A 13,971-nucleotide genomic window follows, 5' to 3' on the forward strand; every position below is an offset into this window, starting at 1 on the left:
CGAACAGCGTTTCGCGCTGTGTTCAGGAAGCAAGTTCCATGACATCCCGGGCCCGTTGCAGGGCTACAGCGGAAGAGTAGATCAACGCGGCATCGGCGGCCATGGCCACCCGAAGGTCCAGTGCCTTGGAGAACTCCTCGGACGCCGCCAGGGCGTTGCCGCTCACGAAATAGGCACGACCAAGATACTGGCGTACTACTGCTTCCTTGGAACTTCCCTGGACCTCATGCAACAGGTGCCGGAACAACTGCACGGCCCTGTCCAGCCGGTTGGTGGCACGGTGGACTTCAGCCTCGAAGATCCTGAGCCGGAACGACTCTGGATCCTTGTACCGGGCCTCTGCCAGAAGCTCGGCCGCTTCCTTTGGCTGGTTCTCAAGCAACAGTGCCATGATGCGGTCTGCGGGGTCTTCGGACGCTGCAAGGGCGGTCTCCATGACTTCCTCGTTGACCACCACGGGCAGGAGCGTATCCGGATTCATCCGGACACCGGGAAAGCCGGCAGTAGGCCAGTCGCTGACTCCTTCGCGCAAGGCAATCGTCATGATGCGATCTCCTGATAAGCGGCAAAGAGAAGGGAAGTGTCAGGAACATCCAGAATCCCTGGCTTGGCTACCCCGTCCAGGACGACGAAGCGGAGAAGGTCGCCACGGGACTTCTTGTCCCGGCGCATACCGTCCAGCAGGCCCTGCCAGCGGTCCCGGCGGTACGTAATGGGCAGGCCGAGGCTTTCCAGGATGGTGCGGTGCCGGTCAGCATCGGCGTCGGACAAGCGGCCTACGCTGCGGGACAACTCGGCTGCGAACATCATGCCCACGGACACTGCCGCACCGTGGCGCCAGGAGTAGCGCTCCACCAGTTCAATGGCATGGCCCAGGGTGTGGCCGTAGTTCAGGATTTCGCGCAGCCCGGATTCCTTGAGGTCCTGGGACACGACGTCGGCCTTGACCGCGATGGCACGCTCAATGAGTTCGCGGACGACGTCCGAGCCGGGATCCATGACGGCGTCGGTGTTCTTTTCGATCAGTTCGAGAATCGCCGGATCAGCAATGAATCCGCACTTGATGACCTCCGCCATCCCGGAGATGAGCTCATTCTTCGGCAGGGTCTGGAGCGTATCCAGGTCGGCAAGGACAGCCGCCGGCGGATGGAAGGAACCCACCAGGTTCTTGCCCTCGGCCGTATTGATGCCTGTTTTTCCGCCGACCGAGGCATCCACCATGCCCAGGAGGCTCGTGGGCATGTGGATGACTTTGACGCCGCGAAGCCACGTGGCTGCCACGAAGCCGGCAAGGTCAGTGACAGCGCCGCCGCCTACAGCAACAATGGCGTCCGACCGCGTGAAATCATTCTGGCCCAGTACTTGCCAACAGAACGCGGCAACCTGGATGTGCTTGCCTTCTTCGGCGTCCGGGATTTCGGCTGTGAGGGCGGTAAATCCAGCACTCTCAAGCTCGTCGCGAACGGTGTCGCCCGTCAGCCGCAGGGCCCGGGGGTGGATTACCAGGACGCGCCGGACACGTTCGCCGAGTTTTTCGGGGAGGGACTGCAAGAGACCCCTGCCCACCACGACGTCGTAGTTTTCATTGACTGACTGGCCGGTCACCTTGATGACAGTTGCTTCGTTGCTCACTTTTCAACTTCCTCTTTCAAGGCTGCATGCTGGCGCAGCCGTTCCTCCAAGTGGAGGCCGATTTCCGCCACGGATCCAGTACGGACATCCATGACGATGTCGGCGAGCCGTTCATAGACGGGACGCCGGGTGGCGAACAGCGCTTCCCACCGGGCCATGGCGTCGCCCTGCAGCAGGGGCCTTCCGGTGTTGCGGGCAATCCTGTCAGCGACAGTTTCCGCGTCACACTCGAGATAAACCACTATGCAGTCAGCCAGCAATTGTTGGGTCCCGGAGTCCAGGACCGCTCCCCCGCCGAGCGAAATAATGGCGGGCTCAACCTTGGCACTTTCTATGGACTTCGCAACAGCCCGGGCCTCGATCTCGCGGAAGGCGTGCTCGCCGCGTCCTGCGAAAATATCTGCGATGCTGCCGTGCGCGGCCACAACCACGACGTCAGTGTCCACAAACGGCAGACCAAGCTGCTGGGCCAACTGCTGGCCTATGGCCGACTTGCCAACAGCCATAGGGCCCACCAGGACAACGGGACGGGTGGGGCAGCCATCCTGGACAGAGCGAATCACTACCGGCCGACCGAGTCCAAGGTGGCGGGGATGCTGTCGAGGTAGCTTTGCAGGTTCCTCTGGGTCTCCGCCACGGAATCGCCGCCGAACTTCTCGGCAACGGCCTCAGCCAGAACCAGGGCAACCATGGCTTCGGCAACAACACCGGCAGCGGGAACCGCGCAAACATCGGAACGCTGGTGGTGTGCCTTGGCAGGCTCGCCGGTGCTCACGTCAATAGTCCGAAGGGCACGCGGAACCGTAGCGATCGGTTTCATGGCCGCACGAACCCGCAGGACCTCGCCAATGCTCATGCCACCTTCGATGCCGCCGGCACGGTTGGTCTGGCGGACAATCCTGCCGGAGTCGTCCTTGAGGATTTCGTCGTGTGCAGCCGAACCGCGGCGCGCAGCAGTAAGGAACCCGTCACCGACTTCCACGCCCTTGATGGCCTGGATGCCCATGAGGGCAGCGGCAAGACGGGAGTCGAGGCGGCGGTCCCAGTGAACGTAGCTGCCCAGTCCCGGCGGCAGACCGTACGCCAGCACTTCAACCACGCCACCGAGCGTTTCGCCTTCCTTGTGCGCAGCGTCCACCTCGGCAACCATGGCGTCCGAGGTCTCGCGGTCGAAGCAGCGCAAGGGGTCTGCATCAAGGGCCAGGACATCCTGGGGCAGGGGCAAAGGCCTGCCCTCGGGAACGGTAACGCTGGCAATGGATACGGTGTGGCTCACCAGTTCCACGCCCAGCTGCTTCAGGAACTGCGCTGCAACGGTTCCCAAGGCCACGCGCGTAGCGGTCTCGCGTGCGCTGGCACGCTCGAGCACCGGACGGGCCTCATCGAAGCCGTACTTCTGCATGCCTGTGAAATCCGCGTGGCCTGGGCGGGGCCGGGTCAGGGGCGCGTTGCGGGCCTGGTCGGCAAGGATCTCAGGATCCACGGGGTCCGCAGACATGATCTGCTCCCACTTGGGCCACTCGGTATTACCCACCTGGATGGCAACCGGACCGCCCTGAGTGATTCCATGCCGGACGCCACCCATGATGGTGACTTCGTCCTGCTCAAACTTCATGCGGGCGCCACGCCCATAGCCCAGGCGGCGACGCGCCAACGCATCACGAATTTGCCCGCTGGTGAGTTCAACACCGGCGGGCACGCCTTCAACAATTCCGATCAGGGCCGGACCATGGGATTCACCGGCAGTCAACCAACGCAACATATAACCAATCCTGCCATGTAGGGTCTCTAGAACACCCGCCGGGGAAGCCCGACTGAGTCGCACATCACATCTATGACGGCGGTATCAACGTCACAGCCACTGAAGAGCCGTATCTGCTCTGCCGCCTGGTACATCAGCATCTCCAAGCCGGGGACAACTGCTCCCCCGTGACCGCTCCACACTTCCGCGATCCGGCTCGGCCAAGGATCGTAGGCGACGTCCAGCAGGACGCCCGCCCCGGTTGCCGGCAAAGCCGCCAGCTCTTCGGCCAAATCATCAGCGGCGCGCGGCGGGAAGGTCGAGATCACCAGATCCGTGCCCGCTACAGCCGTAGCGGCTTGCGTCAGCGGCCTGACGGTGAGGGAGATCCCGACGGCGGCCGCGGCGGCTTCCGCGTCTCCGGCACGGGCTGCGTCGCGGACAAAAACGTCAACGTGGCTTGCGCCGAGTTCACGAACTGCGGCGACCGCCGCGGCGGAGGTGCCTCCGCCGCCAAGGATGGCCGCGTGGGGAGTCGATGCCACGCCGGCATACCGGACCGATTCCACGATGCCCGCGACGTCAGTGTTGTATCCCGACCGACGCACCGTGCCGCCGTCGTGCTCGAAAACCACGGTGTTGATGACGCCCAGCTGCGCACCGGCGCCGCGGACTTCATCGACTTCACGGACCATGGCCGACTTCAACGGCATGGTGACCGACAAGCCGCACCAGGATCCGTCCCCGCGCAGCGATTCCATGAATGCCGGGAGGCCGGCAACAGTGACATCGATCGCGGAGTAGCCTATGTCAACGCCGAGCTTGGCGTAGGCAGCAGTATGCAGCGCCGGGGACTTCGAGTGGGAGATCGGATGACCCAGGACCGCGGCCCGACGACTCACACACACCGTCCCGCATTGGCCTGGCACCAAGCGTTGTATTGCTCAACGTACGTGTTGTGCTCAGCCAACGTCTTGGAGAACTTGGTCTCCTTGGTGTCCAGGTTGATGGTCACCCAGTACATGTAGTCGTTGGGAGTCGGCTTTGCAGCGGCATCGATCGCGGTCTTGCCCGGTGAACCGATGGGACCCACGGGCAGTCCGACATTCGCGTACGTGTTGTACGGATTGGACTTGTCGGCTTTTTCCTCTTCCGTGACGTGGAAGGACTTCCTGCCGAGCCCATACGTCACCGTGGCGTCGGACTGGATGAGTCCGCTGGTTTCGACGTTGTTGGGCTTGAGCCTGTTGTAGATGGCGCCGGCAACGTTTCCGTAGTCCGCTTGCCCGCCTTCGGCCTGCACGATGCTGGCGATGGTCACGGTGTCGTATTGCTTGGCGGGATCGGTGATTCCCTGCGATTTGAGCTCATCCAGCGTGGTGGTGACGAGCTTCTGGATGATGTCCTTGGCAGGGGTCCCGAGATCGAAGCGGTACTCCCCTGGCGCCAGGAATCCTTCAAGGTTCTTGGCCTTGGCCGGAAGGCCGAACTGGCCAGGCGCCTGATTGAGGGCATTGAGTTGCTCCAGTGGAATACCCGAACCCTTGGCGATGGCATCCAGGGACTCGTTGACCCGCAGGCCCGCGCTCAGCGCGAAGTACATGACCTTGGACGTGTCCTTATTCACCAGGACCGCCACGGCGTCCGAATTCTTCATCTCCGTGCGGAACGTGAAATCACCGGGCGACAATTCGCCGCCCTGGCTGACGAACTCCTTGACGAAGGAATCGGCATCGGCCACAACGTGCTTCTGCACGAGTTCGGTTGCCACTGCCTTGGGCCCTGAGCCCTGGGCCACGGTGACGTTGACGGAGCCCGTGCCGGGTCCCGGGTAGTCCGTGACCTTGTCCATGCCCAGCAAGGGCTTCAGGAACTGCGCTCCGACAGCGATCGCAGCGACGAACACCACCAGCGTCAGCAGAAGGGCAAGGACACGACGGCGGCGGCGCGCCTTTTTCGCGGCAGCTTTGGAAGCGGGGGACGCCACAGGCGCCAGGAGTTCGTGGGGATGGTCGTCATGGTGCAACTCATCGGGGTGGAGTTCGTCATGGAGGAGGGCATCGTGGTGCAACTCATCCGGGTGGAGTTCGTCATGGAGGAGAGCATCGTGATGCAGCTCATCGGGGTGAACCCCGTCATGCGCGGCAACGCCGTAGTGCGCATCATGCTCAGCGTACCCATGGGCTTCCAACGGCGCCCCGACGTACTCGGCGTGGACCAGGTCCTCATCGCCGTGCCCGGCGTGGGAGTGGTCAAATTCTTCATGCCCGGCTTCGGCAGCAGGCTCAACATCGGCATGCGGAGCGTCGGCACGCGCACCGCGGTCAACGGAAGTTGCCTCGTCTTCGTGCGCTGGGGTTGGTTCTGCACTGGCGCGGGGCGCCTCGGCAGCCGGCGTCGCGGCGGGAACCGGTGGTGTTTCGGAGACCGGTGGAGCTGCGGGCACAGGTGGAGCTGCGGGCACAGGCGGCGCCGCCGATACCGGCGGTGCTTGCGGCACCGGCGGGGCCGGAACAGCAGGAACGGGGCGCGGAAGTTCGGCCTCAGCCTCTTCCGGCGAGGAATCTTCCCCTGGAGTCGCTTCGGGAACGGGTACGACATTGTGGTTCTGCGTGGCGAGGAATCGTTCCCGCGCCCGCAGCTCTTTGCGGGTCAGCGGCATGCCGCCGCCGGCGGTACCGCTGGAGGGGTCGTTGTTGACCGGGCTCACAGTTGCAGTCCCCTCGTAGAAGAATCAGGTTCACTGCCGGAGGCAGCCTGCAGCGTTGGGGCACTGCTGGGCTTTTCGGACTCCGCCGGTGCCTGCACTCGGCGGCCAACGTCCGTTCCTCTGGCTTTTTGCATGTCGATCGCGTGCTGAAGTATTCCAGCAGCAGCAACCTGATCAACCACTTTACGGTGATTCCTGCTGCTCATGCCAGCTTCGTGCAGGTTGCGGTGTGCCGTAACGGTGGAAAGCCGCTCATCGACGAGGTTCACGGGAATGTCCAAACCGGCGCGGGCGAGCTCGGCCACAAGGAGCCGGGCGTACTCGACGGCCATGGCTGCGGAACCGCGTTCGTCGCCCTTCATGGTTCGTGGGAGGCCAACAAATACCTGCACGGCAGGCAACTCCGCGGCGTGTTTGACCACCACACGGACATCGGAGTTCTTCTTGGCATCGCGCCCTACCGTCTTGAATGGTGTGGCAAGGATTCCGTCGGGATCGCACTGGGCAAGGCCAACCCTAACGGTACCGACGTCTACCCCCAGTTTGATGCCATGGGGGTAGACGTCATGGTTAGTACGTGTGGACACTGTCAGCGCTTGGCTATCGCGTCCACCACCGCTGTGAGGGCCTCAGGGACCTTCGCAGCGTCGGTTCCGCCACCTTGGGCGACATCGTCCTTGCCGCCGCCACCGCCACCAAGGATTCCCGCGGCGAGCCGGACCAGCGCACCGGCCTTGACCCCGGCCTCGCGTGCGGCTTCGTTGGTGGCGATCAGGACCACCGGGCGATCGTTGCTGACGCCGGCAACGGCCACAGCAGCGGCCTCGGAACCGAGGCGGTTGCGCAGGTCAAGGGCAAGGTTCCGCAAGTCGTCGGCGCCACCCACCTGGCCGGCGTCGTGGGCTACGACACGGACGCCAGCGGCATCCTTGGCAGTGCCCACGAGGTTCGCGGCCGCGGCAGCGAGCTGTTCCTTACGGAGACGGTCGAGTTCCTTCTCGGTGGCCTTGAGCTTGTTCAGCGTGCTGGAGATGCGATCGGCAAGCTGGCCGGATGGAACCTTCAGCAGCTCCGTCAGTTCAGTGACCAGCGCGCGCTCGGCGGCGAGGTGACGGAACGCGTCCAGGCCCACGAACGCCTCAACGCGCCGGTTTCCCGAACCAACGGACTGCTCACCAAGCAGCGAGAGGCTGCCGATGAGCGAGGTGTTGGACACGTGCGTGCCGCCGCAGAGCTCGCGCGACCATGCGCCGTCGATCTCGACGACCCGGACTTCGCTGCCGTAGTTTTCGCCGAAGAGCGCCATGGCACCCAGTGCCTTGGCCTCTGCCAGCCCCATCACCTTGGTGTCCACCCGGTAGTTGTTCCGGATGGCAATGTTGGAGACTTCTTCGATCTCGGAGCGCGTGGCGGGGCTCAGGCCCTCACCCCAGGCGAAGTCGAAGCGCAGGTAGCCGGCCTTGTTATAGGAACCGCGCTGGGTAGCTTCAGGCCCGAGGATCTGGTGCAGTGCGGCGTGGACAATGTGCGTTCCCGTGTGGGCTTGTTCTGCGGCATGCCGGCGTTCGCGGTCGACGGCGGCGCGCACCAGGGCGTCGGAGGCGATCTCGCCTTCGCGGACGATCGCCTTGTGCACGCTCAGGCCCTTGATGGGGCGCTGAACGTCCAGGACCTCGACGACGAAACCGTCACCGGTGATGAGGCCGGTATCAGCGGACTGGCCACCGGCTTCGGCGTAGAACGGAGTTTCGTTCAGGACAAGCTCGATCTCATCGCCGGTAGAGGCATGTGCCACCGCGCGGCCGCCGTTGACGATGCCGCGGACCTTGGCTTCACCCTCAAGTTCGTCGTAGCCGGTGAAGACGGTCTCGCCCTTGCCCAGGAGTTCCTGGTAGGCGCTGAGGTCGGCGTGGCCGCCCTTCTTGCCCTTGGCATCGGCCTGTGCCCGCTGGCGCTGCTCGAGCATCAGTGAGCGGAAGCCTGCCTCATCAACCTTGAGGCCGGCTTCCTCTGCCATTTCCAAAGTGAGGTCGATCGGGAAACCGTAGGTGTCGTGCAGGGCAAAGGCGTCGGCGCCGGAGAGTGGAACTCCTGCAGCCTTCGACTCAGCTACAGCATCCTCCAGGCGGGCGGTGCCCGAAGCGATGGTGCGCAGGAACGCCTTTTCCTCGGCGTAGGCGATCCGGCTGATGCGGGCAAAGTCCGTCTCAACTACCGGGTAGACGCCCTTCATGGCGTCGCGGGAGGCGGGAAGAAGGTCCGGCAGGCAGGCCTTTTCGACACCCAGCAGTCGCATGGCACGCACGGCACGGCGGATGAGGCGGCGGAGCACATAGCCACGGCCCTCGTTGGACGGTGCCACGCCATCGGCAATGAGCATCAAGGCTGACCGGATGTGGTCGGCGACGACCCGCATACGGACGTCGTCAGTGTGGTGCGGATCTTCGGGCGACTCAGCCGAGGTGTACTCGCGACCGGAGAGTTCGGCAGCCTTGTCGATAACGGGACGGACCTGGTCGGTCTCATACATGTTCTCGACGCCCTGGAGGATCATCGCCAGGCGCTCCATGCCAAGGCCGGTGTCGATGTTCTTCTTCGGGAGTTCGCCCACGATGTCGAAATCCACCTTCGAGCGGACGTTCTCGATCTGGTACTGCATGAACACCAGGTTCCAGATTTCGATGTACCGGGTCTCGTCGGCGAGGGGGCCGCCTTCGATGCCGTAGGCAGGGCCGCGGTCATAGTAGATTTCCGAGCAGGGGCCGGCCGGACCGGGCTGGCCGGTGGACCAGTAGTTGTCAGCTTTGCCCATCCGCTGGATGCGCTCGGCCGGAATACCGGTGTTTTTGAGCCACAGTTCCTTGGCTTCGTCGTCCTCTTCGTAAACCGTCACCCAGAGACGCTCGGCAGGAAGTCCGTAACCGCCGTCGTCCACGCTGGTGGTGAGCAGTTCGAAGGCGAACTTGATGGCGTCTTCCTTGAAGTAATCGCCGAAGGAGAAGTTGCCGCACATTTGGAAGAACGTTCCATGGCGGGCAGTCTTGCCGACTTCCTCAATGTCGCCGGTGCGGATGCACTTCTGGACGCTGGTGGCACGGCTGTAGGGCGGCTCTTCGCGGGCCGTGAGGTAAGGAATGAACGGCACCATTCCGGCCACAGTGAAGAGAAGGGACGGGTCGCTGGAAACGAGCGACGCGGAGGGAACGGCGGTGTGGCCCTTGCTGACAAAAAAGTCCACCCAGCGCTTGGTGATCTCCTGCGACTTCATTAGCTGATTACTTACCCTTCTCAATTCACTGCACACGATGTGCGCGGTACCGGCTGGTGCCGTTCCGCAGCTTTCCATTCTGCCCTGTTGAGGGCTTGGGAGCGAACCGCTCCAGTTACCGTCCGCCTGCTGCGGCGTCGTCGATCCCAAGCGCAGCCCGGAGATCCTCTTCCCGCTGGTGCATGCCCGAGCGCACGGCGTCGGCAAAGTCGAACAGCCCATCAGCCATCCGGCCAACAGCCCGGTTCAAACCTTCGGGCCCCAGGTTGGCCTGTGCCTCGGTGATCTTACGTAACGCGATGACGCCGATTGCGACGCCAATGCCCATCCAGACAATTCTCTTCATCGGTTTATGGTCTCCCGGATATTCAGCGGCTGCGACGGCCGGAGGAAGGGGTGCGGCGTGCGGCGAAAGCCGAGCGGACGCCGTAGCTGAAAGCAGCCACCTTGATCAGCGGTGAACCTACCGTCGCCGCCACGAGCGAGGACAGGGCTGAGATGTTGGCGGACGCATCCGAAACGTTGGAGGCGATGCCGTCCACCTTCTTCAACTGCTGGTTGGTGGTGGTGACCGTAGCGGTCACCTCGTCCATCAGGGGCGTGGCGCCGTCGCTGATGGAACGGATGGAGGTGCGGACCTCGTCGAAAACCCCGCCCAACTTCAAAATGGGCACAGCCAACAGCAGGACCAGGAGCGCGAAGACTCCCGCTGCGATGAGACCGGCAATGTCGCCACCAGACATAGAACACTTCTCCTAGGATCGTTGCGCTGCCTTGCACCTGCCGCGTCGCGGTTTGGCCAAGGCCTCCCCCAGTACCTTACCTATAGTGGCCCGGTACCTTATAGACAAAGAAGCCCGCGGCGGATGCCACGGGCTTCTTTGTTTGCGCTGCTTGAAATTAGCGAGCGTAGAATTCGACGACGAGCTGCTCTTCGCAGATCACGGGGACCTCGGAGCGCTTCGGGCGACGAACCAGGCGGGCCTGGAGGGCGTCGATCTTGACGTCCAGGTACGGCGGCACGTTGTTCAGGACGTGTGCACCGGCAGCAGCGACCTGGAACGGAGGCATGACCTCGGAGCGGCTGTGAACGTGGATGAGCTGGCCTTCGCCAACGCGGAACGACGGGCGGTCAACGCGGATGCCGTCAACCATGATGTGGCGGTGCACAACAAGCTGGCGGGCCTGTGCGATGGTGCGGGCGAAGCCTGCACGGAGCACGAGGGCGTCCAGACGCATTTCGAGCAGCTCAACCAGGTTTTCACCGGTGAGGCCCTTGGTGCGGCGTGCTTCTTCGAAGGCACGGGTCATCTGTGCTTCGCGGATGCCGTACTGGGCGCGCAGACGCTGCTTTTCGCGCAGACGTACGGCGTAGTCGGAGTCCTGCTTCTTGCGGGCACGGCCATGCTCGCCGGGGCCGTACGGACGGCGCTCCATGTACTTGGCGGCCTTGGGGGTCAGAGCAATGCCGAGTGCACGCGAAAGGCGTGCGGTACGGCGAGCACGAGTGTTGTTAGCCACTTGTGTCCTTCCAATTACTGCGGTGTGTCAGTGTTACTGGCCTCCATCAGGGAGAGCATCGGCCAACCGCTGCCTCTTGCTACTAACCCGGGCGCGCAGCACCATTGAAGGAAATCTTCAAGGGATTTGGCGTCGGGTCATGCCAGACAAGGATCAATCCTACCACGCGGGCTTTGCAGCGTTCACCCGGACTACTCGCCGCGGACGATCTTCCGGAGCCGCTCCAGCCGTGCCGCGATGTCCCGCTCCGCACCGTTGTTGGTGGGCTCGTAGTAGTCCTTGCCGACGAGGTCGTCCGGGGGGTACTGCTGGGTGGCAACTCCGTGCGGCTCGTCATGGGCGTACTTGTAGCTCGTCCCGTGGCCCAACTGTTTGGCGCCGGGATAGTGGGCATCGCGCAGGTGCATGGGAATGCCGCCACCGTAGCCGGCCCGCACATCCGCCACTGCCTTGTTCAAGCCCATGTAGGCGGCATTTGATTTAGGGGCCGTGGCCAGGTGCACCACAGCTTCGGCCAACACAATTCGGCCCTCGGGCATGCCGATCAGCTGCACGGCCTGCGCCGCGGCCACGGCTGTCTGCAACGCCGTGGGGTCCGCCATGCCAATATCCTCGGCGGCGGAGATCACGATCCTTCGGGCTACGAACCGCGGATCTTCCCCGGCTTCGAGCATCCGCGCCAGATAGTGCAAGGCGGCATCGACGTCGGAGCCACGGATGGATTTGATGAAGGCGCTGGCTACGTCGTAATGCTGGTCCCCGGCACGGTCGTAGCGGACGGCGGCGGCGTCCAGGGCGCGTTCTGTGTGTCGCAGTTCCAGCATCACCGGCGCGTCCGATCCGTCATCCTCGACGTCGTCGATGTCGCCGAACGCTACCCCGGCGGCGGCTTCCAGGGCCGTCAACGCCCGCCGCGCATCCCCACCGGACAAACGGACGAGGTGTTCCAGCGCCTCAGGACTGAGTTCCACCCGACCGGCGAGGCCACGGGCATCGGCGACTGCACGCTGCAGCAGGCCTGAGATGTCGTCTTCGGTCAGCGGCTTCAAAGTCAGGAGAAGCGAGCGTGACAACAACGGCGAGACCACCGAAAAAGACGGGTTCTCCGTGGTGGCCGCAACCAACACAACCCACCGGTTCTCGACGCCGGGCAAAAGGGCATCCTGCTGCGCCTTGTTGAAGCGGTGGATCTCGTCCAGGAAAAGCACCGTGGTCTTCTTGTACAAATCACGGGCCGTCAAGGCTTCGTCCATGACCCTGCGCACGTCCTTGACACCGGCGGTGATAGCCGACAATTCAACGAACTTCCGGCCCGGGCCGCGGGCGATCACATGGGCAAGGGTGGTCTTGCCCGTCCCCGGCGGCCCCCAGAGGATCAGAGAGCTGGGACCGGCCGGACCTGCGGCTTCAGCCCCCGCCGCGAGTTGCCGGAGCGGAGACCCCTGACCCAGCAAGTGCTGCTGGCCCACCACATCGTCCAAGGTCCGCGGACGCATCCGCACGGCCAAGGGGCTGCGCTGGGACGCCATCCAGTTGGCATCCGATGGCCCTCCGGCGGCAGGCAGTTCCTCCGACTCGTCGTCGTTGTCTGCACCGGCACCAAAGAGATCTTCCACATGGATAGGCTACTCATAGTTCCAGCAAAGGAGACATTGAGTGCACCGCCCAACCCCAGCCCCGGCGCCGCGAAGGCGAACAGGCAGCCGCACCGCCTTGGTGCCCGCAGCGAGGCTGCAGGGATGGGTGGACCGGTTTGCCGCCGGCCACGGCGCCCTCGTGGTAGACCTCGACGACGGCGGGCTGGTGCTGCGTGCCGCCGATGGCGCAACTGCGTCCCTCAAGGCCCCCTGGCCAGCGGACGGGCGTCCGGGACGCGGAGCAACCGAGCTGGAACGCCTGGCCTCCCTGGCTACGCAGGAACGGGCGCTTGGCCTGCTGCTGATCCGCCGGGGTGGCTACGCCATAGCTGCTGCCAGCGGGTCCACCATCCTGGCCTCGAAGAGCGGGAACCGCTTCGTCGAAGCCAGGGCGACGGCAGAACACGCATTCCGGATCTTCAGTGAATACCGCGTTGAGTACATCGTCCCGGGCGGAGACCGGACCTTGGTCAATCAGCTTCTTGCCCACCCGGCACTTAAATCCGTAGCGGGGCGGACGCGGCTGGCCTTCCTGGATGTCCAGGAACCGAGGTCGGCCGTCCTTCCAAAAGCTGCCGCGGACGCCTGCTCCATCCGGATTACCGTCTCCGATGGGCCCGTTCAGCAACCACCCGGGGCACGTTTCAGCGGAGCCTGACGGTAGAAGTAACCGCCCTGGTTCGTAAAGCCTGCCTGCGAGTAGAGCGCCTGCGCTCCCTGGTTGGCCATGGTGACCAGAAGCCAGAAGCCCTTGAGGTTCCGTTGGCTTCCGGACTGCAACAACGCTGACAGCACCCTCGTGGCGTATCCGCGCCTGCGGTGTTCGGGCGAGGTCGCCATGGCGTAAATGCCGCCCCAGCCGTCCACCAAGGCCAGACGCCCGACGGCGGCAGGTACGCCGTCGTCGTCCCGCACCAGGGCGTACAGCGAGGGGCACGAGGTGAGGATATTGCGGGCGACGGACAGTTCGGCCTCGCCGCCGCGGCCGTCCACGGACCACCACAGATCAAGCCATTCACGGGAGGGATCATCGCTGAGTTCAACACCCTGCGCGGGAGTTGCGTCGCGAAGGTCATCGACGCCCCGGACCATGATCCTTGTTTCGGACTGCCTGGTGAAGCGCTGGCCGTCCAGTACGGCGTTGAGGCCGGCGGTGCGGGGGTCATCGAAGATTTGGAAAATCAGGGGCAAGCGGCGGCTGCGGTACCACAGCGCAGCCGAGTCAACCGAGCGTGCGATGCTGTCCTGCCCATCCTGGGAGGGAAACCTGGGCCAGACAGAATTGGCCCGCTGCGTCACGCCTTCGGAGGCGCGAAGCACCCACTCCCCCGATTCCTCGCGCTCCAGGGCAGGCCAGGCCTTGTCCATGAGGTCTTCCAGGAGTGACTGCTCCAGCACGTGCGGCACCTTTCTGTGGCTTGAAAAACTCTGTGGCTTGAATGCCAAAAGGCCCCCCACCACA

At 64.0% G+C, this 13,971-nt stretch carries 14 protein-coding genes; 1 reads left to right on the forward strand and 13 read right to left on the reverse strand.

From position 1 onward, the window contains the following. Nucleotides 1–22: 22 nt before the first annotated feature. The 12 genes from PJL15_RS00625 to PJL15_RS00680 all read right to left on the reverse strand — a co-directional run bounded on the left by PJL15_RS00625 (nt 23) and on the right by PJL15_RS00680 (nt 12,488). Complete coding sequence (locus tag PJL15_RS00625; protein ID WP_281449290.1) at nt 23–544, reverse strand: tetratricopeptide repeat protein; 522 nt, start codon at nt 542–544, stop codon at nt 23–25. Next, complete coding sequence (aroB, locus tag PJL15_RS00630; RefSeq protein WP_281449291.1) at nt 541–1,632, reverse strand: 3-dehydroquinate synthase; 1,092 nt, start codon at nt 1,630–1,632, stop codon at nt 541–543. Before aroB ends, PJL15_RS00625 begins: the two co-directional genes overlap by 4 nt. Then, nucleotides 1,629–2,195, reverse strand: coding sequence for a shikimate kinase (locus PJL15_RS00635; RefSeq protein ID WP_281449292.1), 567 nt, complete (start codon nt 2,193–2,195; stop codon nt 1,629–1,631). The genes aroB and PJL15_RS00635 overlap by 4 nt, the downstream gene beginning before the upstream one ends. Further along, the gene (gene aroC / locus PJL15_RS00640; protein WP_281449293.1) at nt 2,195–3,394 is read right to left on the reverse strand and encodes a chorismate synthase; all 1,200 of its coding nucleotides are present in this window, start codon (nt 3,392–3,394) and stop codon (nt 2,195–2,197) included. Before aroC ends, PJL15_RS00635 begins: the two co-directional genes overlap by 1 nt. 26 nt (nt 3,395–3,420) lie before the next feature. After that, nucleotides 3,421–4,275 carry a shikimate dehydrogenase family protein gene (locus PJL15_RS00645; RefSeq protein WP_281449294.1) on the reverse strand — a complete coding sequence of 285 codons (855 nt, stop codon included), beginning with the start codon at nt 4,273–4,275 and terminating at the stop codon, nt 3,421–3,423. After that, nucleotides 4,272–6,083, reverse strand: coding sequence for an endolytic transglycosylase MltG (gene mltG / locus PJL15_RS00650; protein WP_281449295.1), 1,812 nt, complete (start codon nt 6,081–6,083; stop codon nt 4,272–4,274). Before mltG ends, PJL15_RS00645 begins: the two co-directional genes overlap by 4 nt. Beyond that, on the reverse strand, nt 6,080–6,670 hold the full coding sequence (ruvX, locus tag PJL15_RS00655; protein WP_281449296.1) for a Holliday junction resolvase RuvX: 591 nt from the start codon (nt 6,668–6,670) through the stop codon (nt 6,080–6,082). Before ruvX ends, mltG begins: the two co-directional genes overlap by 4 nt. 2 nt (nt 6,671–6,672) lie before the next feature. Beyond that, on the reverse strand, nt 6,673–9,351 hold the full coding sequence (alaS, locus tag PJL15_RS00660; RefSeq protein ID WP_281449297.1) for an alanine--tRNA ligase: 2,679 nt from the start codon (nt 9,349–9,351) through the stop codon (nt 6,673–6,675). Between the two features lie 115 nt (nt 9,352–9,466). Next, the gene (locus PJL15_RS00665; RefSeq protein WP_281449298.1) at nt 9,467–9,697 is read right to left on the reverse strand and encodes a hypothetical protein; all 231 of its coding nucleotides are present in this window, start codon (nt 9,695–9,697) and stop codon (nt 9,467–9,469) included. A 22-nt stretch (nt 9,698–9,719) separates the two neighbouring features. Further along, nucleotides 9,720–10,094, reverse strand: coding sequence for a DUF948 domain-containing protein (locus PJL15_RS00670; protein WP_018777745.1), 375 nt, complete (start codon nt 10,092–10,094; stop codon nt 9,720–9,722). Between the two features lie 157 nt (nt 10,095–10,251). Next, complete coding sequence (gene rpsD / locus PJL15_RS00675) at nt 10,252–10,872, reverse strand: 30S ribosomal protein S4 (RefSeq protein ID WP_026540819.1); 621 nt, start codon at nt 10,870–10,872, stop codon at nt 10,252–10,254. 191 nt (nt 10,873–11,063) lie between these two features. Then, nucleotides 11,064–12,488, reverse strand: a complete 1,425-nt coding sequence (locus PJL15_RS00680) for a replication-associated recombination protein A (protein WP_281449299.1) — start codon at nt 12,486–12,488, stop codon at nt 11,064–11,066. A 40-nt stretch (nt 12,489–12,528) separates the two neighbouring features. Here PJL15_RS00680 and PJL15_RS00685 point away from each other — a divergent pair, with 40 nt between their 5' ends. Beyond that, nucleotides 12,529–13,167 (forward strand): Vms1/Ankzf1 family peptidyl-tRNA hydrolase, encoded by a 639-nt coding sequence (locus tag PJL15_RS00685; protein WP_281449300.1) that lies wholly within the window; start codon nt 12,529–12,531, stop codon nt 13,165–13,167. Here PJL15_RS00685 and PJL15_RS00690 read toward each other — a convergent pair. Further along, nucleotides 13,131–13,907 (reverse strand): GNAT family N-acetyltransferase, encoded by a 777-nt coding sequence (locus PJL15_RS00690; protein ID WP_281449301.1) that lies wholly within the window; start codon nt 13,905–13,907, stop codon nt 13,131–13,133. The genes PJL15_RS00685 and PJL15_RS00690 overlap by 37 nt on opposite strands. Nucleotides 13,908–13,971 lie beyond the last annotated feature (64 nt).

Origin of the sequence: Paenarthrobacter nitroguajacolicus (genome assembly GCF_029952445.1) — a bacterium.
Classification (GTDB): domain Bacteria; phylum Actinomycetota; class Actinomycetes; order Actinomycetales; family Micrococcaceae; genus Arthrobacter; species Arthrobacter nitroguajacolicus_B.